Genomic DNA, 22106 nt, shown 5'->3' with positions numbered 1-22106 from the left:
TTCGTCGGAGAAATCCGTAGAATCGACCCATGGCAGCACTCGGCGAACTCGAACGCGCAGTGATGGACCACCTGTGGTCCACCCCCGAACCACAGACCGTCCGGCAGGTCCACGAAGCCCTCTCGGCTCGACGCAACCTCGCGTACACCACCGTCATGACGGTCCTGCAGCGCCTCGCCAAGAAGAACCTCGTCATCCAGCAACGCGACGACCGCGCCCACCGCTACCTGCCGGTGCACGGCCGCGACGAACTCGTCGCCAGCCTGATGGTCGACGCCCTCGACCAGGCCGACGAGACCGCCGGCCGCGCCGCCGCCCTCGTCCACTTCGTCGGCCGCGTCGGCGCCGACGAAGCCGCCGCCCTGCGCGCGGCGCTGGCGAAACTCGAAGCGCAACACGGCGACGACAGCACCGGCCACGACACCGAGCGGGCCGGCTGACACACTCGATGTCATGAACGCGACCACGGCGCTGTTCTTCGGAACCACAGCGCTTCTCCTCGCCGGTCCGGTGCCGGGGCTGCTCGCCCGCGCCACCTGGCCGCACCGCAACCCCCGGGCCGCCCTCGTGCTGTGGCAGTCCGTGGCCCTGGCGGCGGTGCTCTCCGCGTTCTCCTGCGGCCTGGCCATCGCCGCCCGCCTCCTCGCACCCGGCGCCGACGGCCGACCCACCACCGGGCCCCTCGAAGAGATCGACGCCCTCGGTCTGCCCCTGTGGCTGACCTACGTCATCGTCTTCGCCCTGACCGTGTTCATCGGTGCCCGCCTGACCTTCTCCATGCTGCGCGTCGCGGTACGCACCCGCCGCCGCCGCTCCCGCCACCGCATGCTCGTCGACCTGCTCGACCGCCGCGAGAGCGGCGCCGCCGTCCGCCACCACCCGCACGTGCGGATCCTCGACACCGCCGACCCCATCGCCTACTGCCTGCCCGGGCTGCGGCACCGGGTGGTGCTCAGCGAAGGCACCCTCGACAACCTCGGCGACGACGAACTACGCGCGATCCTGCGCCACGAACACTCCCACCTGCGCGCCCGCCACGACCTCATCCTCGAGGCGTTCACCGCCGTCTACGAAGCGTTCCCCCGCGTCGTGCGCTCCGGCTCGGCGCTCGGCTCGGTCAAACTGCTCGTCGAGCTGCTCGCCGACGACTCCGCCGTCCGCAAGACCGGCCCCGCACCGCTGGCCCGCGCCCTCGTCGCCTGCGCCGGCGCCCACACGCCCACCGGTGCCCTCGCCGTCGGCGGACCGAGCACCGTGCTGCGCGTGCAGCGCCTCACCGGACCGGGGCCCAACCTCGGCATTTCCGCCGCCGCCTACACCGCCGCCGCCGCCATCCTCGTCGTACCCACCATCGCCGTGGCGGTGCCCTGGCTCACCGAACTGTCCCTGCTGCTCGGCCTCTGAGCCGCGACACGCCGCACCGTTCGGCCCGCCCCGATTTCGATCGGCCCCCGTTTCGGGGGAAGCTGTAGACCATGACCGTCGAACGCACCGAAACACCGCAGGCCCAGATCGGCGTGACCGGACTGGCCGTGATGGGCTCGAACATCGCCCGCAACTTCGCCCGCCACGGCTACACCGTCGCCCTCCACAACCGCAGCATCGCCAAGACCGACGCGCTGCTCGCCGAGCACGGCAGCGACGGCACCTTCGTCCGCACCGAAACCATCGACGAATTCGTCGCCGCCCTCGAAAAGCCGCGCCGCGTCCTGATCATGGTCAAGGCAGGCGACGCCACCGACGCGGTCATCAACGAGCTCGCCGACGCGATGGAACCCGGCGACATCATCATCGACGGCGGCAACGCCCTCTACACCGACACCATCCGCCGCGAAGCCGCCCTGCGCGCCCGCGGCCTGCACTTCGTCGGCGCCGGCATCTCCGGCGGCGAGGAAGGCGCCCTCAACGGCCCGTCCATCATGCCCGGCGGCCCCGCCGAATCGTACGAGGCGCTCGGCCCGCTGCTCGAAACCATCGCGGCCCAGGTCGACGGCACCCCCTGCTGCACCCACATCGGCCCCGACGGCGCCGGCCACTTCGTGAAGATGGTGCACAACGGCATCGAATACGCCGACATGCAGCTCATCGGCGAGGCCTACCACCTGCTGCGCGACGCCCTCGGCTACGACGCCGGGCAGATCGCCGACGTCTTCGCCGACTGGAACACCGGCACCCTCGAGTCCTACCTCATCGAGATCACCGCCGAGGTGCTGCGCCAGACCGACGCCGCCACCGGCAAACCCCTCGTCGACGTCATCGTCGACGCCGCCGAACAGAAGGGTACCGGCCGCTGGACCGTCAAGGCCGCCCTCGACCTCGGCGTCCCCGTCACCGGCATCGCCGAAGCCGTCTTCGCCCGCGCCCTGTCCGGCTCCCGCGACCAGCGCGCCGCCGCCCGCGGCCTTGCCGCCGGCAACCTCGGCGCCGCCCCCACCGACGCCGCGCAGTTCACCGAGGACATCCGCGCCGCCCTGTACGCGTCGAAGATCGTCGCCTACGCGCAGGGCTTCGACCAGATCGCCGCCGGCAGCGCCGAATACGGCTGGAACGTCGACCGCGCCGCGCTCGCAACGATCTGGCGCGGCGGCTGCATCATCCGCGCCCAGTTCCTCAACCGCATCAAAGAGGCCTACGACGCCGACCCGGCCCTGCCCAGCCTGATCCTCGCCCCGTACTTCCGCGACGCCATCGAGATCGGCATCGACAGCTGGCGGCGCGTCGTGGTCACCGCCACCCAACTCGGCATCCCCGTCCCGGCCTTCGCGTCGTCGCTGTCCTACTACGACGGGCTGCGCGCCGACCGGCTGCCCGCCGCCCTCACCCAGGGCCAGCGCGACTTCTTCGGTGCCCACACCTACGAGCGCACCGACAAGCCCGGCAAGTTCCACACCCTGTGGAGCGGGGACCGCTCCGAAGTGCAGGCCTGACCCGATGACGGGCACGGCAGTCGCCGTCCTGTGCGCACTCGCCGCCGCCGCGCTCATCGCGGTCGGCAGTGTCGCGCAACAGACCTCGGCCGCTGCCGTGCCCGACACCGACTCCTTCGTCGGCTCGCTGCTGCGCAGCCCCCGCTGGTGGGCGGGCATCCTCGGCGACGGCGGCAGCTACGTACTGCAGGTCATCGCGCTCGTCTTCGGATCGGTGCTGCTCGTCCAGCCCCTGCTCGTCGCGTCACTGCTGTTCGCGTTGCCGCTCGCCGCCGCCACCACCGGCCGCCGCGTCACCCGCACCACCTGGCTACTCGCCAGCGCACTGTGCGCGGCGCTGGCGATCTTCCTGCTCGTCGGCAACCCCAGCGAAGGCACCGGAGATGCCGCCGCCGCCCGCTGGGCGCTGCCGCTCGGAACGGTGCTCGCCGTCACCGCCGCCGCAGTCGTCGTCGCCCTGCTCTCCCCGCGACGGCGGGCACTGTCGTTCGGGATCGCCGCCGGCGTCCTCTACGGCGTGACCAGCGCGTTCACCAAACACGTCACCGACCTCGCCGAACACGGCATCCCGCAACTGCTCGGCTCGTGGCAGACCTGGACACTCGTCGCCGCCGGCGCCACCGCGATCTACCTGCAGCAACGCGCCTTCCAGGCCGGATCGCTCACCGCATCGCTGCCCGCCCTGACCGTCGGCGAACCGCTCGCCGCGATCGTGCTCGGCATGACTGTGCTCGGCGAACACCTGCGCACCGACGGCCCCGGACGGATCCTCGTCAGCGCCGCCGTCGTCGTGATGCTCGTGACCACCGTGGCGCTCTCCCGCGCCCAGGCCGCCGACACCCCCGCCGACGCCGCGGCTACGCCCGCCCCAGCACCGCCACCAGAAACTCCGCGTCATCGCTGAACGGCCGCAGATCCCAGGTCGACAACCGCACCTGCACCGCCAGACCCGCCTGCTGCGCATCGGCGAAGAACTCCTCGAACGGATACTCACGGCCCGCCCCGAAACCGATCACCCCCCGGCCCTGCGGCGCCAGATGCGCCGCGAAATTGCGCAGCACCGCCACCCGGGTCGACGGCGCCACGAAGGTCATCACATTCCCCGCGCACACGATCACATCGAAATCGGCGTCGACACCGCGGGCCGGCAGATCCAGCTCGGCCAGATCCCCCACCAGCCACCTCGGCCCCGGATGATCCTCCTCCGCCGCCGCGATCAGCACCGGATCGACATCCACCCCGACCACACTGTGCCCGGCCCGATGCAGATAACCGCCGAGCCGGCCCGGCCCGCACCCTGCGTCGAGAATCCGCGCCCCACGCGGCACCATCGCATCGATCAACCGGGCCTCCCCGACAGTGTCCTGCCCCCGGGCGACCATCGCACGGAACCGTTCGACGTACCACGACGAATGCGCCGGATTCTCCGCCACGATCTCCTCCCACCGGCTCGGCACCCGCTCGCCGCCACCGTGTTCCGGACCCTCGCCGCCGCTCATCCACGCTCCTTCGTTCCACCGGGACACCTGCTCGATCCCCACCGTAGGCGCCGCGCCGTCACCGGCACCGCAACACACGGCAACCACCCTCAGTAGAATCGGTACCCGTCGAAACCACTTCCGGCAAGCAGACACCGTCCGCGACCGGACCCGACGAGAGGACACCGGTGCCCGCGGCACCCACAGCCACCCCACCGCCCGACACCTCCTCCCCCTGCACGGAGTGCGACTCCGGGCCGGAAGGATCCTCTATCGGGCCGGGGCACCACCCCGGCCACCACCCCGCCCGGCAGGACCGCCTCTGATGTCCGTCCTGCTCGATATCGTCGCGCTCCTCGGCTTCGTGGCGCTCACCGCAGGCACCGCCCTGTTCGTCGCCGCCGAGTTCTCCCTGACCGCCCTCGAACGCAGCGCCGTCGACGCGCACGCCCACGACGGCGACCGGCGCGCCCGGCAGGTCCAGCACGCGCACCGCACCCTGTCGTTCCAGCTGTCCGGCGCCCAGCTCGGCATCACCATCACCACACTGATCACCGGCTATCTCGCCGAACCGATCCTCGCGCAGTTCTTCACCCCGCTGTTCGACGCGATCGGATTGAGCACCTCCGTCGCCTCGACCGCCTCGCTGGTCCTCGCGCTGCTCATCGCCACGTCCTTCTCCATGGTCTTCGGCGAACTGGTCCCCAAGAACATCGCCATCGCCCGGCCCATGGGCACCGCCCGCGCCACCGCCGGTCTCCAACTGGCGTTCTCCCTGCTGTTCCGCTGGGCGATCCTCGGACTCAACGGCGCCGCCAACCACATCGTGCGGCGCTTCGGCATCGAACCGGCCGAGGAACTGCGCTCAGCGCGTTCCCCGCAGGAGCTCGGTTCGCTGGTGCGCGCCTCGGCCCGCAGCGGCACCCTCGACGAGCACACCGCCCGCCTGGTCTACCGATCCCTGCAGTTCGGGGACCGCACCGCCGAGGACCTCATGACCCCGCGCAGCACCGTCGAGAGCCTCGACCGCAACGCCACCGTCCTCGACCTCATCGAACTGTCCGCCCGCACCGGCTACTCCCGCTTCCCGATCGTCGACGGCGACCTCGACGCCCCGCTCGGCGTCGTGCATGTCAAGCACGCGTTCACCGTGCCCGGCCCGGCGCGCGGCACCACCGCCGTCGGCGCCCTCGCCCGCCTCGTGCCCACCGTGCCGACCAGCCTCGACGGCGACACCGTCATGGAACGGGTGCGCTCGGACGGCATGCAGGTCGCGCTCGTCGTCGACGAATACGGCGGCACCGCCGGACTGATCACCATGGAGGACCTCGTCGAGGAGATCGTCGGCGACGTCCGCGACGAACACGACGAGACCGAACTCGACGCCCACCGCGACGGAGAGGGCTGGTCGTGCACGGGTCTGCTGCGCACCGACGAGCTCGCCCAGCTCACCGGCTACCGCGCCCCCGACGGCGACTACGAGACCCTCGCCGGGCTGATCCTCACCGAACTCGGCCGCATCCCCGAGGTCGACGACGAGATCCAGCTGCCGCTGCGCCGCGGCGAACGCGACCTCACCTGGTACGCGCGCATCCTCGAGATGGACGGGCACCGCATCGACCGGGTGCTGCTCGTGCCCGGCGCCGCCCCCGACCCCGAGAACCCCGACGGCGACAACGGTGACAGGGACGACGCCCCGGCCGCCGACGAGGGGGGTGCGCAGCGATGAGCGACTGGTTCGGAATCGTCCTCGCCGTTCTGCTGCTCGCCGGCAACGCCTTCTTCGTCGGCGCCGAGTTCTCCCTCATCACCGTCCGCCGAGACCGGCTCGAGACGCTGCTCGCCCAGGGCAAGACCCGGGCCCGCACCGTCATTCACGCCGGCGAACACCTCTCGCTCATGCTCGCGGGCTCCCAGCTCGGCATCACGATCTGCTCGATCCTGCTCGGCCGCGTCGCCGAACCGGCCATCGCGCACCTGATCGAGGTGCCGCTGCATGCGGCCGGGGTGCCCGACGCGCTGCTGCACCCCATCGCGTTCACCATCGGGCTCACGATCGTGGTGGTGCTGCACATCCTGCTCGGCGAGATGGTGCCGAAGAACATCGCCATCGCCGGCCCGGAACGCGCCGCGATGCTGCTCGTCCCGATCCACCTGCTGTTCATGCGACCCGCCCGGCCGGTCATCGCCTTCTACAACCTGTGCGCCAACGCCACCCTGCGCGCGGCGCGCATCGACCCGAAGGACGAACTCGACACCTCCGTCTCCGCCGTGGAGCTCACGGAGATGATCGGCGAATCCCGCTCCGAGGGGCTGCTCGACGAGGAGGAACACAAGCGCCTCACCCGCGCCCTGGCCACCGGCAACCGCACCGTCGCCGACGTGATGATCCCGCTCGCTCGGGTACGCACCGTCCCGCACACCGGCGCGGGCCCGACCCTCGGCGACGTCGAGCACGCGGTCACCACCACCGGCTTCTCCCGGTATCCCACCCGCCGTCCGGACGGCACGATCACCGGCTATGTGCACATCAAGGACGTGCTCGATCTGGTGCGGGAACAGTCCACCGGTCCCGAGACCGTCATCCCCGCCGCGGTGATCCGGGAGCTGCCGACCATCGGGATCGGCGACGGTCTCGACGAGGCGCTCGCCGCGCTGCGCCGCAGCAACGCGCATCTGGCCGGGGTGACCGACACCACCGGAGCACTGCGGGGCATCGTCGCGCTCGAGGACCTCGTGGAAGAGTTCGTCGGAACGGTCCGCGACGCCACCCACCGGGTCGCGGATCCGCTGGGCAACCGCCCCCGCACCACCGCACCCCGATCGACCGAACGAGAACCATGACCCGCTCCCTGTCCGTGACCGACCGCCCGGCGATCCTCACCGAGAACGAGTGGACCGCGCGGCGCGACGCCCATCACGCCGCCGTGGACGAGCTGCTCGCCGGGCATCTCGAACGACGCGCCGCCGGCCGCACCCATCCCGTGCACGACTTCCTGTTCACCTACTACAGCCTGCGGCCGAGTCAGCTGCGGCGCTGGCATCCCGGCTACGGCACCGTGCTGCTCGGCGCGGCCGCGGTGCGCGGCTACCGCGACCATCCCGGCTACGAACGGGCCACCGTCGACGGGCAGCCGGGGGTGCGGGTGAGCCGGGAGGTGCTCGACCGACGCGCCGACACCGTCGACTTCGTCGCGGGGCTGCTCACCGCGACCTCCTCCCGTCCGCCGCAGCTCGGCTGCTTCGGATTGCACGAATGGGCGATGGTGTACCGGGCGGGAGCCGACGGGGTGCGGCACTCGTCGGTGCCGTTGCGGCTCGGCCACACCGGAACCGACACAGTGGTGGAATCAATGCAGCTCCGATGCACCCATTATGATGCGTTCCGGTTCTTCACCCCCGACGCCGTCCCACGCAACGCCACCGAACTGACCCGCGACCAGCAGGTACGCACCGAACAACCCGGCTGTCTGCACGCCGGCATGGATCTGTACAAGTGGGCGTACAAGCTGCTGCCCCTGACGGATTCGGAGCTGACGGTGCGGTGCCTGCGACACGCGTCCGCAGCCCGTGAATTGGACATGCGGGCGAGCCCGTATGATCTCGAGGACTACGGCTACTCGCCCATCAGGATCGAGACTGCCGCAGGACGCGCACAGTACGTCCGCGAGCAGTCGGCGCTCACCCGTCGCGCCGCAGCTCTGAGAGAAGAGCTGGTGAATCGATGTACCGTCCTGCAGACGCACAGAACCACTGCGTCCGTTACTACCGGCGGGTAACATAATCGACGATTCCGTGTGGCCGGGACGTTTCCGGCCGCACAGCAACCGGAAAGAGTGAGGGTGATGACAGAACGCGTGCAGGTCGGCGGACTCCAGATCGCGCAGGTTCTCTACGACTTCATCAACAACGAGGCCATCCCCGGCAGCGGGGTCGACGCGGACACCTTCTGGGCGGGTACCGACAAGATCGTCCACGACCTCGCCCCCAAGAACCGGGCACTGCTCGCCAAGCGTGACGACCTCCAGGCCAAGATCGACGGCTGGCACCGCGACCGCGCCGGACAGCCCCACGACCCCGTCGCCTACAAGGCCTTCCTCGAAGAGATCGGCTACCTCGTCCCCACCCCCGAACCGTTCACCATCGGCACCGAGAACGTCGACACCGAGATCGCCGAGACCGCCGGTCCGCAGCTCGTCGTGCCCGTCCTCAACGCCCGCTTCGCGCTCAACGCCTCCAACGCGCGGTGGGGATCGCTCTACGACGCGCTCTACGGCACCGACGTCATCCCCGAAGAGGGCGGCGCCGAGAAGGGCACCGGCTACAACAAGGTCCGCGGCGACAAGGTCATCGCCTGGGCCCGCGACTTCCTCGACAAGGCCGCACCCCTCGCGCAAGGCTCGCACGCCGACTCCACCGGCTACAGCATCGACGGCACCGAACTGAAAGTCACCCTCGAGGGCGGCACCGTCACCGGACTCGCCCAGCCCGACAAGCTCGTCGGCTACCTCGGCGACAAGGCCACCCCCTCCTCGGTGCTGCTGCGCAACCACGGTCTGCACATCGAGATCCAGATCGACCCCGAATCCCCCATCGGCAGCACCGACGCCGCCGGCGTCAAGGACGTCGTCCTCGAATCCGCCGTCACCACCATCATGGACTTCGAGGACTCCGTCGCCGCCGTCGACGCCGACGACAAGGTCGTCGGCTACCGCAACTGGCTCGGCCTCAACCGCGGCGACCTGTCCGAGTCCTTCGACAAGGGCGGCAAGACCCTCACCCGTAAGCTGAACCCGAACCGCGTCTACACCGCCCTCGACGGCAGCGACCTCGAACTGCACGGCCGCTCCCTGCTGTTCGTCCGCAACGTCGGGCACCTCATGACCAACCCCGCCATCCTCGACCGCGACGGCAACGAGGTCCCCGAAGGCATCCTCGACGCGCTCATCACCAGCCTGTGCGCCATCCACGGTCTCCACATCGACGAGGACCACGGCCCGCTCGCCAACAGCCGCACCGGCTCGATCTACATCGTCAAGCCCAAGCAGCACGGCCCCGAGGAATCCGCCTTCACCACCGAACTGTTCGGCCGCGTCGAAGAGGTCCTCTCCCTGCCCACCAACACCCTCAAGGTCGGCATCATGGACGAGGAGCGACGCACCACCGTCAACCTCGCCGCCTGCATCAAGGCCGCCTCCGACCGGGTGGTGTTCATCAACACCGGCTTCCTCGACCGCACCGGCGACGAGATCCACACCTCCATGGAGGCCGGACCCGTCGTCCGCAAGGCCGCCATGAAGCAGCAGCGCTGGATCGCCGCCTACGAGGACTGGAACGTCGACACCGGCCTCGCCTGCGGCCTGCAGGGCAAGGCCCAGATCGGCAAGGGAATGTGGGCCATGACCGACCTCATGCGCGACATGGTCGAGCAGAAGATCGGCCAGCCCAAGGCCGGCGCCAACACCGCCTGGGTACCCTCACCCACCGGAGCCACCCTGCACGCCACCCACTACCACGAGGTCGACGTCTTCGCGGTCCAGAACGAGCTCCAGGGCAAGAGCCGCGCCACCGTGGACGACATCCTCACCATTCCCCTCGCCGAGAACCCCAACTGGTCCGCCGAGGAGAAGCGCGAAGAACTCGACAACAACTGCCAGTCCATCCTCGGCTACGTCGTGCGCTGGATCGACCAGGGCGTCGGCTGCTCCAAGGTCCCCGACATCCACGACGTCGCGCTCATGGAGGACCGCGCCACCCTGCGCATCTCCAGCCAGCTCCTCGCCAACTGGATCCGCCACGACGTCGTCACCGCCGACGACGTCGTCGCCTCCCTCGAGCGCATGGCCCCCGTCGTCGACCGGCAGAACGAAGGCGACCCCGGCTACCGGCCGCTCGCCCCGAACTTCGACGACAGCATCGCCTTCCAGGCCGCCAAGGAACTCATCCTCGAAGGCACCACGCAGCCCAGCGGCTACACCGAGCCGATCCTGCACCGCCGTCGCCGCGAGTACAAGGCCAAGTACGCCTGACCCGCACACCGACACCACAGGGCCCCGATCCACACGGATCGGGGCCCTGCCCGTCCCCGCACCGCGCGGCGGAGCCGGATCACATCCCGCCCCTCACTAGACTCGACCATCGGATCGACGAACGAAACGAGGCGGACACGACGTGAGCGGGCGACATCGCGGTAGCGGACGACGAGGAATCAGCACCAGCGTCATCGTGGTCACCCTAGGCGTAGTATTCTCCCTGCTCGCCGTCCTCGGCTGGTTCCGCCTCCGCGACAGCATCGACAACCAGGCCACCGCCGCCGCCGAAACCTGCGTCGAAGGCGACACCGTCCTGCACATCGCCGCCGACCCCCTCATCGCCCCCGCCCTCACCGAACTCGCCGAACAATGGACCGACGGCGGCGTCCGCGTCATCCGCGACCACTGCGTCACCGCCGAGATCACCACCGTCGACAGCCTCGCCGCCGCCGACACCCTCGGCACCGACGCCTGGGATCCGACGCTCGGCCCCGAACCCGCCCTGTGGGTACCCCTCGACACCCGTATGAGCGCCCGCGCCGCCGACGCCATCGACGGCACCCCCCGATCCCTCGCCACCTCCCCGGTCGTGCTCGCCGTCCCCACCGACCTCGGCCGCGCCCTCACCACCGCCACCGTCCGCTGGCAGGACCTGCCCCGACTCCAGAACGACCCCGCCGCCATGCGCGAGAGCGGACTCGACATCTGGGGCACCCTCGGCCTCGCCCTGCCCACCGGCACCGAGACCCACGCCACCACCCTCGCCCTCGAAGCCGTCACCGCCGCCACCACCGGCATCGGCGCCGGACCGGTCACCCTCGAACAGGCTGCCACCCCCGCCGCCATCACCGCCGTGAGCACCCTCGCCCTCGGCGCCGACACCCTCGGCGCGGTCGGTACCACCGCCGACACCCTCGCGGCGCTCGGCACCCACCCCGACACCGCGGCCCCGATCCACGCCGTGCCGGTCATCGAACAGCAACTGCACCGCGCCCTCACAGATGGACAGGTCCGCGGCCTCACCGGCCACCTGCCGATCGGCGTCGCGCCCGTCGTCGACTTCCCCACGGCCGTCGTCGACGCCCCCTGGGTCGACGAGACGCTCGCCCGCGCCGCCGCGGAGTTCACCGACTACGCGCGGCGCCCCGAGCAGGCCGGCATCCTCACCGCCCACGGTTTCCGCACCGCCGACGCCGTCCCCGAACCCGCCGGGGAACTTCCGCTGCCCCGCGTCGACACCGTCCTCGCCCCCGCCGACCCCACCGTCGACGACGTCCTCGTCGCACTGCGTCTCGCCCCGGTGTCCCCGCGCAAGGTCACGATGGTCGTCGACACCTCCACCTCCATGGGCACCCCCGCCGGCGACGGCACCCGCCTCACCGCGACCGCAGGCGCCGTACGCGAGGCCATGCGTCGCGCGTCCATCAACTCGGTGATGGGCATGTACGTCTTCGCCGACACCCCCGAGGGACACCGTGTCGCCGTCATCCGCGACGGACTCACCGCAGCCAAGCGCGCGGCGATGTCCTCGATCCTCGACGACATCGATCTCGTCGACCGCGAACCCGTCTACGCCACTCTCACCGCCGCCTACCGCGACGCCGTCGACAACTACGACCCGGGCCGACCGAACTCCGTACTCGTCGTCGTCGACAGCGACGACCCCGACGAAGCAGCCGCCCGCGACCTGCGCGCCGCGATCGATGAACTCTCGTCCCCCGACACCCCCGTGCGGATCGACGTCGTCGTCCTCGGCGACCGCGCCGACCTCGTCCTCGAACAGGCCGCCGAAGCTACCGACGGCAGCCTCACCGTCGTCGACACCACCGACCCCGCCGATCTCACCGACCTCCTCCGAAAGCTGACGTCCTGACGTGCTCCGACTTCTCGTCGTGGGGGTCTTCCTTGCCCTCCTCACCTACCTGCTGCATCGACGACTCGTCCGGGCACCCGGCCTGCCGCGACCTGCCGCACTCGCCGCCGATCTCGTCCTCGTCGTCCTGTTCGTGCTCACGCTCGGCGCCTCCGGGGTGGGCACGGTGCTCGATCCTGCCTGGGCCCGCCCCATCGGGTTCCTCGGCTGGAGTTGGTTGGCGGTGGTGCTGTACCTGATGCTCGGGCTCCTGCTCATCGGAGTCGCGTTGTTCGTCGCCCGCCTCGCCCGACGCGGGCAACCCCGGCCGATCACCGAGGACGGCACGGTCGAGACCCCGGGACGGGGGCTGCGTATCGCGACCGCCGTGCTCGTCGTGGCCGCGGTCGCCGCCGTCGGATACGGCACGATCGAGGCCGACCGGCCGCAGATCGTCACTGTGCCCGTCGCCCTGCAGGACCTGCCTGCCGGCTTCGACGGTGCCCGCATCGCGCTCGTCACCGACCTGCACGTCGGACCCTCCCGCGGAGCCGACTTCGTGCAAGGTGTCGTCGACCTCGTCGCCGAGGAGCAACCCGACCTGATCGTGCTCGGCGGCGACCTCGCCGACGGCACCGTCGAACTCGTCGGCTCCGATCTCGAACCGCTCCGGCAACTGCAGGCCCCGCTCGGGGTGTACGGCGTCAGCGGCAACCACGAGTACTACTCCGACGACGCCGAATCGTGGCTGAACCACTGGGAGACGCTCGGTGTACGCACCCTGCGGAACGACCATGTCGTCCTCGAGCGGGACGGCGACGTCGTCGCGCTCGCCGGCGTCCACGACTACACCGCCCCCGAACCGCACCACCCCGACATGCCCGCCGCCCTCGCCGGCATCGCGGACGGTACCCCGGTGATCCTCGCCGCCCACCAGCCGCGGCACGTCGACGAGGCACGCGAGCTCGGAGTCGACCTGCAACTGTCCGGGCACACCCACGGCGGACAGATGTGGCCGCTGCGGCCGTTCGTCTCCCTGGCCAACCCGACCGTCACCGGACTCGACCGCTTCGGCGACACGCAGATCTACACGTCCCAGGGCACCGGCGCGTGGGGACCGCCCGTGCGGGTCGGCACTCCACCGGAGATCTCCGTCCTCGAGCTGACCGCCGCGAACTGACGGCCTTGTCTTAGTGGCTCGGTGAGTTTAGTTGTGGACGGAGGACAGTTCTGGATTTCTATAATTTCCGTATCGTTCGGAGTTATCCCATCGATGACGATGGCCGACGGACGTGTCCGTCGGCCATCCCCGGCATCAGCCGCTGTACGCCTCCAGGGGCGGGCACGCGCACACCAGGTTCCGGTCGCCGTGTGCGCCGTCGATACGCCGCACCGCCGGCCAAACCTTGGCTCGGCTCTTCCCCATCGGGAACACCGCGATCTCCCGCGAATACGGGTGGTTCCACTCGCCCACCAGGCATTCCGCGGTGTGCGGAGCGCCGCGCAGCGGATTGTCGTCCACCGGCCACTCCCCTGCCCCGACCCGGTCGATCTCACTGCGGATCGAGATCATCGCGTCGATGAACGCGTCGAGTTCGGCGATGTCCTCGCTCTCGGTGGGCTCGACCATGAGGGTGCCGGCCACCGGGAAGCTCATCGTCGGCGCGTGGAAGCCGTAGTCGGCCAGACGCTTCGCGACGTCGTCGACCGTCACCCCCGTCGCTTTCGTCAGCGGACGCAGATCGAGGATGCACTCGTGGGCGACCATGCCGGTCTCCCCCGTGTACAGCACCGGGAAGTACTCGTCGAGACGACGCGCGATGTAGTTGGCCGACGCGATCGCCGTCAGCGACGCGCGACGCAGCCCCTCGGCACCCATCATCTTGATGTACGCCCAGGTGATCGGCAGGATCGACGCCGATCCGTAGGGCGCCGCCGAGACCGGTCCCGCTCCCCCGAGTCCCGGCTCCGCCGGATGGCCCGGCAGGTACGGGGCCAGATGCGAACGGACGCCGATCGGGCCGACACCCGGACCGCCGCCACCGTGCGGGATGCAGAACGTCTTGTGCAGGTTCAGGTGGCTCACATCGCCCCCGAACTTGCCCGGCCGCGCCAGACCCACGAGAGCGTTGAGGTTGGCACCGTCGATGTACACCTGACCGCCGGCGTCGTGCACGGCACCGCAGATGTCGGCGATGTCGTGCTCGTACACACCGTGCGTGGACGGATAGGTGATCATGATCGCGGCCAGGCGCGCACCGTGGTCGGCGATCTTGGCGCGCAGGTCGTCGAGATCGACATCCCCGTTCGGGCGGCACGCGACGACCTCGACACGCATGCCCGCCATCACGGCGGATGCGGCATTGGTGCCGTGCGCGCTCGACGGGATCAGGCAGATGTCCCGATCGGTGTCGCCGCGATCGAGGTGGTAGTGACGGATCGCGAGCAGACCCGCGTACTCGCCCTGGCTGCCGGCGTTGGGCTGCAGGCTCACGGCGTCGTACCCCGTCACCGCGGCGAGCCAGCCTTCGAGGTCGGCGATGAGGCGGCGGATCCCCGCCGTCTGATCCGCCGGAGCGAAGGGGTGCAGACCCGCGAACTCGGGCCAGGTGATGGCTTCCATCTCGGCGGCGGCGTTGAGCTTCATCGTGCACGAGCCCAGCGGGATCATCGTCCGGTCGAGGGCGAGGTCCTTGTCGGACAGGCGCCGCAGGTAACGCATCATCGCGGTCTCGGTGCGGTAGCGGGTGAACGCCGCATGCTGCAGGAACTCGCTGGTGCGGGCAAGGGCCTGCGGCAGCGCCGTTCCCTCGGCGGCGTCCCCGGCGGTGACGCCGAAGGCGCGCAGGACCGCGTCGACGTGCGCCGCGGTGGTGGCCTCGTCGCACGAGATCGACACGTGATCGTCGTCGACCCGGTGCAGGTTGATGCCGGCCTCGAGGGCGGCGGCGAGCACGGCGTCGACACGCCCCGGGACGCGCACGAGGACGGTGTCGAAGAACTCATCGTGGACAACCTCGACGCCACCGGCGCGCAGACCGTCGGCGAGGCGGCGGGCGTGCCCGGCGACGCGGCGGGCGATGCCGGTGAGGCCTTCGGCGCCGTGGTACGAGGCGTACATGGCCGCGAGCACGGCGAGGAGCACCTGGGCGGTGCAGATGTTGCTGGTGGCCTTCTCACGGCGGATGTGCTGCTCACGGGTCTGCAACGCGAGGCGGTAGGCCGGGTTGCCGTCCGCGTCCACCGAGACACCGACGAGGCGTCCGGGCAGGGTGCGGGTGTGGGCGCTACCGACGGCGAGGTAGCCGGCGTGCGGCCCGCCGAAGCCCATCGGCACACCGAACCGCTGGGTGGTGCCGAAGCACGCGTCGGCACCCTGCTCCCCGGCCGGGGTGATCAAGGTCATGGCCAGCAGGTCGGCGCCGATGGCGACGAGCGCGCCGCGGCCGTGGGCCGCCGCGATGATCGGAGCGGCGTCGATGATGCGGCCCGAAGCGCCGGGCACCTGGAGGATCACGCCGAAGAACTCGCCCTCGGGAAGTCCGTCGGCAGCGAGGTCGACGGTGACGATCTCGATACCGAGCGGTTCGGCGCGGGTCGCCAGCACCGCGGCGGTCTGCGCGAACAGGTCGACGTCGACGACCAGGCGCGGGCTCTTGGACTTGCGGTTTGCGCGGCGCAGCAGGGTCATGGCCTCGGCAGCGGCGGTGGCCTCGTCGAGCATCGACGAGTTCGCGATCTCCATGCCGGTCAGGTCGGCGACCATGGTCTGGAAGTTCAGCAGCGCCTCGAGGCGTCCCTGGCTGATCTCCGGCTGGTAGGGGGTGTAGGCCGTGTACCAGGCGGGGTTCTCGATGATGTTGCGCAGCAGCACGGGCGGCGTGAGCGTGTCGTAGTAGCCGTGGCCGATCATCGACGTCGCCACGGTGTTCTGCGACGCGAGTGCCTTCAGTTCGGCGAGTACGTCGTGCTCGGAGCGGGGCGCGTCGAGGACGTCGAGGCCGGTCGGCACGTTGTCTGCACGGTCGTCGAGGATGGCGGCCGGCACCGCGGCGGTGGCGAGGGCGTCGAGGGAATCGACTCCCACGACGTCGAGGATCCGGTTCAGGCCGGCGGTGTCGGGGCCGATGTGGCGATCGGCGAAGTTCGAGGTGACGGCATCTGTCATCGCAGCTCCCGGGCTGGTCGGCGAGGTCCACATGCGCGCGGTCGCGCGAGGTGGTTCCTCCCCCTCTGTCGTGAGCTCGCGGAGCGAGCGCCTGAGAGATTCGGCCGGCCAGAGCCTTTCCCCGTGGGCGGGCGGGTGCTCCCGCCACTTTCCAGAGACGTCGGAGCTCACGCGGTCCCGGTTGCCTGAGAGATTGACGGGGAGGTGCTGCTCCTTCGGCGCCCGGCTCGGTGTCCGGGTCTCTCCCGCGTGATGGCGACGCGTCTTCGAGTCTAGTTCACGTCGCGGGGGTCGAAATACCGCAGGTGCGGAAAGTGCCGCCGGCGGTGGAGTGGAGCGGTCATGTGGTCGGCCGATGCGACATCAGTGGTGTGGTCAGCCGATGCGGCGGTTGATGCGTTCGCGGCGACGCGACGCCAGTTCGTCCTCGGGGCGTTCCTCGACGCCGCCGCCGTCGGCGCGTTCGGCGGGGAAATCGGCGATGCTGCCGGTGAGCTCGCGCATCGCGCCGCTCACCGCGATCCCGAAGACGCCCTGCCCGCCCTGCAGCAGGTCGACGACCTCTTCGGGCGACGTACATTCGTAGACGGTGGTGCCGTCGGAGAAAAGAGTGATCTTCGCGAGGTCGCCCACCCCACGGCTGCGGAGATGGTCGACGGCGACGCGGATGTTCTGCAGCGAGACGCCGGTGTCGAGCAGGCGCTTGACGATCTTGAGGACGAGGATGTCCTTGAACGAGTACAGCCGTTGGCTACCGGAACCGGCAGCCCCGCGGATGGACGGTACGACCAGATTCGTGCGGGCCCAGTAGTCGAGCTGGCGGTAGCTGATTCCTGCGATCTGGCAGGCGATGGGCACGCGGTAGCCGACGAGCTCGTCGGGCGCCGAGTTGTCCGGAAACAGGCCCGGTTGGATCTCGTCGGTCTCGTTCGTCCGCGGCGCCGGATTCGAGCGATCGCCGGAATCGACGCCGAGTGGCTGTCCCTTCGTCCGATCTCGCACTACTGACTCCCTCTCGCGCGCCCAGTTCTGCCTCGCAACGATCGATTGGTGGATCCCCCGACCACATCCGATCATCGAGCCCTCCCAGGCTCACCGAGTCATCCCTGGCGGATCAACTCAGCGTACGCTCCGGTGTTGGGCGTCGGGCTGCGACACGCCGACCGGAAGGCAACGTTCGACATTACTACCGTCACGGCCGACGCGCGCGCCAACGCTCGTCGCCGTGCGACGGACGGCGCTCAGCCGTCCGTCGCCTTGAAATCGTCGGGCGAGACGGAGTCGAGGAACTCCTTGAACTTCTCGACCTCGTCCTCCCGTTCGTCGGGCATGACCAGTCCTGCCTCGGTGAGCACCGGTTCCTCGACGTGGACCGGCGCGCCGATGCGCAAGGCCACCGCGACCCCGTCGGAGGGCCGGCAGGAAACACGCATCCCTCCGTCGAAGACCAGATCCGCGTAGAACGTCCCTTCGCGCAGGTCGACGATGCGCACCTCGCGGAGGTTGCGACCGAACGCCTCGAGGAGGTTCTTGATCAGGTCGTGGGTCAGCGGCCGTGCCGGTTCGACCCCCTGCTGTTCGAGGGCGATGGCGGTCGCTTCGTTCTGCCCGATCCAGATCGGCAGATACCGATCGCCGTCGACCTCCCGCAGCAGGAGGACAGGCTGGTTCTGCGGCTGTTCGATACGAATCCCTACTATCCGCATCTCGCTCATCGCGATGCCTCCGTCCTGCTGCTCGTCGGTGGTGGGACCACCCGACAGGTACTGCCTGGAATTCTAGTGTCCTCCAGCGCATCCGTCAGGTGCCGTAGGTCACCACCTGACGGAGGGCCGTGGTCGCACTCGACGACGAATTCGTCGCCTAACGGTCGAGGGCTCCTTGCACCGCCGCTTTCACCAGGCAGGTGTGCAATGTCAACGACAGTGCGGCCAGTTCGCGCACCATCTCCTCGGCGCGCTGCCGTGCCCCGGCGTCGCGGCCCTTCGCGATCGGGCCGGCGATCTGAGCGACGAGCGCGGCCTCGCGGTCGGCGGCGAGCTTGAACGCCCGCAGGTGCCGAACCTCGAGGCCGAACTCCGCCATCGCCTTCGCCGTGCGGGCGAGCAGCACCGCGTCCTCGTCGAAGAAACCGGCCGGGCCCGGCTTGAGCAGGCCCGCCCCCACCAGCTCGGTGAGGAAGGCCGCGTCGATCCCGGCACGGGTGCACAGATCCTCGCGGCTCACCCGGATCTCGCGATCGGTGCGCAGATCCTCCGGCGAGACCTCGCCGCGGGCCACCGCCAGCGGACGCGGCCGGGTGATCCGGGTCTCGACCGATCCCACCGTGGCGGCGCCGCGGTCGATCGCCTCGAGCTGCTCCTTGATCACCTTGAGCGGAAGGTACTGATCGCGCTGCGCGGTGAGCACGTACCGCAGACGCTCGCAATCGGCGATCGAGAAGCGGCGGTAGCCCGAGGGTGTGCGTTCCGGGCTGATCAGTCCCTCGGCCTCGAGGAACCGGATCTTCGAGATCGTCACGTCCGGAAATTCCGGACGCAGGCGGTCGAGCACCGACCCGATCGACATTCCGGCCGGCGCCGGCTGGCGGGCCGCGGTCATCAGCTACCTGCGCCCTGGTTACCTCGCGGACCGGTCAGGAACACCAGCCGGAACTTGCCGATCTGCACCTCGTCGCCGTTCGCGAGAACGGCGGAGTCGACCGGCTCGCGGTTGACGTAGGTGCCGTTGAGGCTTCCCACGTCGACGACCTGGAATTCGCCCTCGTCCTGGCGGAACTCGGCGTGCCGACGGCTGACGGTCACGTCGTCGAGGAAGATGTCGCTGTCGGGATGCCGACCCGCCGAGGTGGTGGGCTGGTCGAGCAGGAAGCGCGATCCTGCATTGGGCCCCCGCTTGACGACCAGCAGCGCCGATCCGGCGGGCAGGCCCTCGACACCCGAGACGGGCGCTTCGGTGGTGGCCGAACCCGCGCCCTCCACTTCGTTCAGGAAGTCGGCGCGAAATACCGAAGTGGTCTCTGCAGGAGTCTCCTCGTAACCCGCGTTGCCGTTCTCGCTCACCGTTTCTCCTTATCCGTTCGACCACCCGGGTGATCCCGGACGGTCGCTGATTCGTTCGCCCCGTTCAGGTCCGACACGGCACACGCCATATCCGACCGTACCCCGCTCGGGGGTACTGACGCAGACAGTCGCGGTCACGTTACCTGTCGGGTCCGTCAGCCTTCCGTGATCCCGCGGTAACCTTCCGCGTCGAGCGTCTCCGCGAGCGCCTCGTCGAGGTCGTTCTCGCTGCCCATCTCCACGTCGACGAGCCAGCCGTCCTCGTACGGGCTGCTGTTCACCAGTTCGGGATTCGCGTCGAGTTCCATGTTGACGGCGGTCACCTTCGCGGTCAGCGGCGCGAACACGTCCGACACGCTCTTGGTGGACTCGACCTCTCCGAAGGACTCGCCGGCGGCGATCTCGGCGCCCGCCTCGGGCAGCTGCACGAAGACCACGTCGCCGAGTTGGGACTGTGCGTAGTCGGTGATCCCGATGCGCACGGTCGTCGCGCCCGTCCTGCGCACCCACTCGTGCTCGGGGGTGTACCGCAGATCCTCGGGTGTCGCGAAATCGGTCAAGACTGGTCCTTTCGGAGACGACGTTCGACCGGAACGTCGGATTCAGTTACCGGGCTGAGAGTATTGGCGTGGCTCGATCTCCCGCAAGGCGGACACCTCCACCTGCGGAGACTGTTCTACGGACAATGATCCGCCCGCACGGGCGACCGTGTCGACCACTCCGCCGGGAATGTTCAGCGCGGCGGCGAGAGTCGGTCCGTCACCGATGGCGGTGACGGTGTACGGAGCATCGAGTCGGCGGTCGTCGACGACGATGTCGCCGCCCGGTCCGGTGACCCACGAATCGACCCCGATGCGCACGGTCTCACCGTTCGCCCCGGCGATCTGCATCGTGTCGGCACCCGCCGCGCGCAGCTCCTGGATCATGTCGAGCAGCACCTCCGATCCGACACCCTCGCGCGGATCGTCGACGGTGAGAACCACTCCGGGCCCGGTGGCGGGTTCGGTGCCGAGTTGCGCCGACAGCGTGTACAGGCGCGTGCGGGCTTCCTCGAGTGCCGCTTCCGAGCCTTCCTGTTCGAGACTCGAGAGGGTGCGCTCGAGTTCGGTGATCTCCTGGCGGAGAGCGGCTTCGCGGCGATTGAGGTTGTCGAGCAGCACGAGCAGGTCCGCAGGGCGCGCCGAGTCGAGGTCGTCGCCGGTATCGGTCGTACGCACCTGGGTGGCGATGCCGGCGCCGAGCAGGACGACGAGAATCGCCGCGAGGACGAGGAAGACGCGTTGCGATCGGGTGGCGCGCGCAGTGCCGGTTTCGGGCGTTGCGCCGGTGTCGGGTGCGGGGCCGGGTTGTTGCGGTTCGGTCACGGTCAGGCCCCGAACAGGCGACGACGTAGGGCTGCAGCGTTTCCGAAGATGCGGATGCCGAGGACGACGATGACCGCGGTCGACAACTGGGTGCCCACGCCGAGCTGGTCGCCGAGCCACACGATCAGGGCGGCGACGAGGACGTTGAAGACGAACGACACCACGAACACCTTCGCGTCGAAGATGTCGTCGAGATAGGCGCGCAGACCGCCGAAGACCGTGTCGAGCGCGGCGACCACCGCGATGGGCAGGTAGGGCTGCACGACATCGGGTACCTGTGGGCTGAACACGATTCCGGCGCCGATCCCGATCGCCAGTGCGAGCACCGCGTAGAGCGCGTGACCGTGTTCGAGTCGCTTCACCTGTACCCCGTTTCTCCACTGCTGCCGAGTTTCCGGACCGTGGCGGCCGGAAACTCGAGATCGTCCTCCTCTGCGAGGGTGAATCCCACCCCGTAGAGCTGCTGTATCCCCGCGATGCGCAGGTAGGCGTCGCTGACGACGAAGGTCGTCTGCAGTCGGGAGGGAGATCCCACCGCCGAGACCGTGTACGGGGAGAATACGGGCCGGTTGTCGACGAGCATCGCTCCCCCGGCCTGCCGGATGGTCACCCCGGGACCCACCCGCACGCCCCCGACCTCTACGGCCTCCGCACCGGCCGCCCACAGCGCGTTGACGACCGACTGCAGGTCGCGGTCGAGGACGAGCGCGGTGGGTCGGTCCTCGATTCGCGCCGCATCCGACAGGTTCGGTCGCGCGGTGGGTTCGGTGAGGGTGACCGTGATCCCCGGACCGCGCACCGGTGTTGCCGCGGCTGCGGCCTCGGCGTCGCGGAGTCGGTCGAGGATGGTCGCGCCGTCGCCTCCGTCGGAGAACAGGGCGGTGCGTCGTTCGTCGACCGCGGCACCGAGTTCGTCCCGCTGTGCAGTGAGCGCGGTGATGCGTTCATCCCCTGCCCGGAGGGAGTCGAGGATCTCGACGCGGGTGCTGTCGGTGCCGGCCTGCACGTCGGCGTTGTGCGCGTACGCGATGCCGATCACGAGGCCGGCGAGGAGAACTCCGGCGCCGAGCCACGCGCGCGACGCGCTCGGAGAGGTGCTCGAGCGCCCCGCAGCCCGGTCCGCGGCGGACGCAGCGTAGCCGGGGTCGAGATGATCCTCGAGGAGCGACTTCAGGAGCGAGGGCACCGGATTGCGCCGGATGCGTTCCCACGCGCGGCTCATC

General features: G+C 69.8%; 20 protein-coding genes and 1 riboswitch. Of the genes, 10 read left to right on the top strand and 10 right to left on the bottom strand.

Annotated elements, in window-relative coordinates; all coding sequences use genetic code 11:
- The first annotated feature begins 29 nt into the window (after positions 1-29).
- The 4 genes from BLV31_RS13145 (at position 30) to BLV31_RS13130 (ending at position 3831) form a co-directional block, all read left to right on the top strand.
- A complete protein-coding gene (locus tag BLV31_RS13145) occupies positions 30-440 on the top strand; it encodes a BlaI/MecI/CopY family transcriptional regulator (RefSeq protein WP_006552762.1) in 411 nt (136 codons plus the stop codon).
- Positions 441-453: 13 nt separating this feature from the next.
- Positions 454-1404 (top strand): M56 family metallopeptidase, encoded by a 951-nt coding sequence (locus BLV31_RS13140; protein WP_006552761.1) that lies wholly within the window; start codon positions 454-456, stop codon positions 1402-1404.
- A 71-nt stretch (positions 1405-1475) separates the two neighbouring features.
- Positions 1476-2927: an NADP-dependent phosphogluconate dehydrogenase gene (gene gnd, locus BLV31_RS13135; protein ID WP_006552760.1), complete on the top strand. Its 1452-nt coding sequence runs from the start codon at positions 1476-1478 to the stop codon at positions 2925-2927.
- 4 nt (positions 2928-2931) lie between these two features.
- Positions 2932-3831, top strand: coding sequence for a DMT family transporter (locus tag BLV31_RS13130; protein WP_064062111.1), 900 nt, complete (start codon positions 2932-2934; stop codon positions 3829-3831).
- Here the strand turns inward: BLV31_RS13130 and BLV31_RS13125 are convergent.
- Positions 3785-4426, bottom strand: a complete 642-nt coding sequence (locus tag BLV31_RS13125; protein ID WP_051121633.1) for a class I SAM-dependent methyltransferase — start codon at positions 4424-4426, stop codon at positions 3785-3787. The two genes, BLV31_RS13130 and BLV31_RS13125, sit on opposite strands and share 47 nt — an antisense overlap.
- Before the next feature lie 304 nt (positions 4427-4730).
- Here BLV31_RS13125 and BLV31_RS13120 point away from each other — a divergent pair, with 304 nt between their 5' ends.
- From BLV31_RS13120 to BLV31_RS13095, 6 genes are all read left to right on the top strand, one after another.
- Positions 4731-6134 (top strand): hemolysin family protein, encoded by a 1404-nt coding sequence (locus BLV31_RS13120; protein ID WP_019289600.1) that lies wholly within the window; start codon positions 4731-4733, stop codon positions 6132-6134.
- On the top strand, positions 6131-7249 hold the full coding sequence (locus BLV31_RS13115) for a hemolysin family protein (RefSeq protein ID WP_006552756.1): 1119 nt from the start codon (positions 6131-6133) through the stop codon (positions 7247-7249). Before BLV31_RS13120 ends, BLV31_RS13115 begins: the two co-directional genes overlap by 4 nt.
- The gene (locus BLV31_RS13110) at positions 7246-8184 is read left to right on the top strand and encodes a hypothetical protein (protein ID WP_006552755.1); all 939 of its coding nucleotides are present in this window, start codon (positions 7246-7248) and stop codon (positions 8182-8184) included. Before BLV31_RS13115 ends, BLV31_RS13110 begins: the two co-directional genes overlap by 4 nt.
- 66 nt (positions 8185-8250) lie before the next feature.
- The gene (locus tag BLV31_RS13105) at positions 8251-10434 is read left to right on the top strand and encodes a malate synthase G (RefSeq protein WP_006552754.1); all 2184 of its coding nucleotides are present in this window, start codon (positions 8251-8253) and stop codon (positions 10432-10434) included.
- Positions 10435-10576: 142 nt separating this feature from the next.
- The gene (locus BLV31_RS13100) at positions 10577-12310 is read left to right on the top strand and encodes a substrate-binding domain-containing protein (protein ID WP_217636623.1); all 1734 of its coding nucleotides are present in this window, start codon (positions 10577-10579) and stop codon (positions 12308-12310) included.
- Position 12311: 1 nt separating this feature from the next.
- The gene (locus BLV31_RS13095) at positions 12312-13469 is read left to right on the top strand and encodes a metallophosphoesterase (RefSeq protein WP_006552752.1); all 1158 of its coding nucleotides are present in this window, start codon (positions 12312-12314) and stop codon (positions 13467-13469) included.
- Between the two features lie 135 nt (positions 13470-13604).
- Here BLV31_RS13095 and gcvP read toward each other — a convergent pair whose 3' ends face one another.
- The 9 genes from gcvP to BLV31_RS13050 form a co-directional block, all read right to left on the bottom strand.
- Positions 13605-16457 (bottom strand): aminomethyl-transferring glycine dehydrogenase, encoded by a 2853-nt coding sequence (gcvP, locus tag BLV31_RS13090; protein WP_064061533.1) that lies wholly within the window; start codon positions 16455-16457, stop codon positions 13605-13607.
- A gap of 162 nt (positions 16458-16619) precedes the next feature.
- Positions 16620-16715: riboswitch (glycine riboswitch) on the bottom strand.
- Positions 16716-16832: 117 nt separating this feature from the next.
- Positions 16833-17459 carry a MerR family transcriptional regulator gene (locus BLV31_RS13085; RefSeq protein ID WP_006552749.1) on the bottom strand — a complete coding sequence of 209 codons (627 nt, stop codon included), beginning with the start codon at positions 17457-17459 and terminating at the stop codon, positions 16833-16835.
- Between the two features lie 239 nt (positions 17460-17698).
- Positions 17699-18172 carry a bifunctional nuclease family protein gene (locus BLV31_RS13080; RefSeq protein ID WP_006552748.1) on the bottom strand — a complete coding sequence of 158 codons (474 nt, stop codon included), beginning with the start codon at positions 18170-18172 and terminating at the stop codon, positions 17699-17701.
- Positions 18173-18320: 148 nt separating this feature from the next.
- Complete coding sequence (gene ftsR, locus BLV31_RS13075) at positions 18321-19058, bottom strand: transcriptional regulator FtsR (RefSeq protein ID WP_006552747.1); 738 nt, start codon at positions 19056-19058, stop codon at positions 18321-18323.
- The gene (gene garA, locus BLV31_RS13070; protein ID WP_006552746.1) at positions 19058-19519 is read right to left on the bottom strand and encodes a glycogen accumulation regulator GarA; all 462 of its coding nucleotides are present in this window, start codon (positions 19517-19519) and stop codon (positions 19058-19060) included. The genes ftsR and garA overlap by 1 nt, the downstream gene beginning before the upstream one ends.
- A gap of 155 nt (positions 19520-19674) precedes the next feature.
- Complete coding sequence (gene gcvH, locus BLV31_RS13065) at positions 19675-20079, bottom strand: glycine cleavage system protein GcvH (protein ID WP_006552745.1); 405 nt, start codon at positions 20077-20079, stop codon at positions 19675-19677.
- A 42-nt stretch (positions 20080-20121) separates the two neighbouring features.
- Positions 20122-20883, bottom strand: coding sequence for a DUF881 domain-containing protein (locus BLV31_RS13060; protein ID WP_064061534.1), 762 nt, complete (start codon positions 20881-20883; stop codon positions 20122-20124).
- A gap of 2 nt (positions 20884-20885) precedes the next feature.
- Entirely contained in the window at positions 20886-21245 is a 360-nt protein-coding gene (locus tag BLV31_RS13055) for a small basic family protein (protein ID WP_006552743.1), read from the bottom strand.
- Positions 21242-22105, bottom strand: coding sequence for a DUF881 domain-containing protein (locus BLV31_RS13050; RefSeq protein ID WP_064061535.1), 864 nt, complete (start codon positions 22103-22105; stop codon positions 21242-21244). The genes BLV31_RS13055 and BLV31_RS13050 overlap by 4 nt, the downstream gene beginning before the upstream one ends.
- Position 22106 lies beyond the last annotated feature (1 nt).

This window comes from Rhodococcus pyridinivorans, assembly GCF_900105195.1.
Taxonomy (GTDB): domain Bacteria; phylum Actinomycetota; class Actinomycetes; order Mycobacteriales; family Mycobacteriaceae; genus Rhodococcus; species Rhodococcus pyridinivorans.
Note: the sequence above shows the minus strand (reverse complement) of the source record. Positions and strands in the feature narration are given on the sequence as shown.

What these genes read in the sequence shown, in the direction of transcription:
- BLV31_RS13145 (WP_006552762.1), top strand. Translation starts at nt 30, where the DNA reads ATGGCAGCACTCGGCGAACTCGAACGCGCAGTGATGGACCACCTGTGG.
- BLV31_RS13140 (WP_006552761.1), top strand. Translation starts at nt 454, where the DNA reads ATGAACGCGACCACGGCGCTGTTCTTCGGAACCACAGCGCTTCTCCTC.
- gnd (WP_006552760.1), top strand. Translation starts at nt 1,476, where the DNA reads ATGACCGTCGAACGCACCGAAACACCGCAGGCCCAGATCGGCGTGACC.
- BLV31_RS13130 (WP_064062111.1), top strand. Translation starts at nt 2,932, where the DNA reads ATGACGGGCACGGCAGTCGCCGTCCTGTGCGCACTCGCCGCCGCCGCG.
- BLV31_RS13125 (WP_051121633.1), bottom strand. Translation starts at nt 4,426, where the DNA reads ATGAGCGGCGGCGAGGGTCCGGAACACGGTGGCGGCGAGCGGGTGCCG.
- BLV31_RS13120 (WP_019289600.1), top strand. Translation starts at nt 4,731, where the DNA reads ATGTCCGTCCTGCTCGATATCGTCGCGCTCCTCGGCTTCGTGGCGCTC.
- BLV31_RS13115 (WP_006552756.1), top strand. Translation starts at nt 6,131, where the DNA reads ATGAGCGACTGGTTCGGAATCGTCCTCGCCGTTCTGCTGCTCGCCGGC.
- BLV31_RS13110 (WP_006552755.1), top strand. Translation starts at nt 7,246, where the DNA reads ATGACCCGCTCCCTGTCCGTGACCGACCGCCCGGCGATCCTCACCGAG.
- BLV31_RS13105 (WP_006552754.1), top strand. Translation starts at nt 8,251, where the DNA reads ATGACAGAACGCGTGCAGGTCGGCGGACTCCAGATCGCGCAGGTTCTC.
- gcvP (WP_064061533.1), bottom strand. Translation starts at nt 16,457, where the DNA reads ATGACAGATGCCGTCACCTCGAACTTCGCCGATCGCCACATCGGCCCC.
- BLV31_RS13080 (WP_006552748.1), bottom strand. Translation starts at nt 18,172, where the DNA reads ATGAGCGAGATGCGGATAGTAGGGATTCGTATCGAACAGCCGCAGAAC.
- ftsR (WP_006552747.1), bottom strand. Translation starts at nt 19,058, where the DNA reads ATGACCGCGGCCCGCCAGCCGGCGCCGGCCGGAATGTCGATCGGGTCG.
- BLV31_RS13050 (WP_064061535.1), bottom strand. Translation starts at nt 22,105, where the DNA reads ATGAGCCGCGCGTGGGAACGCATCCGGCGCAATCCGGTGCCCTCGCTC.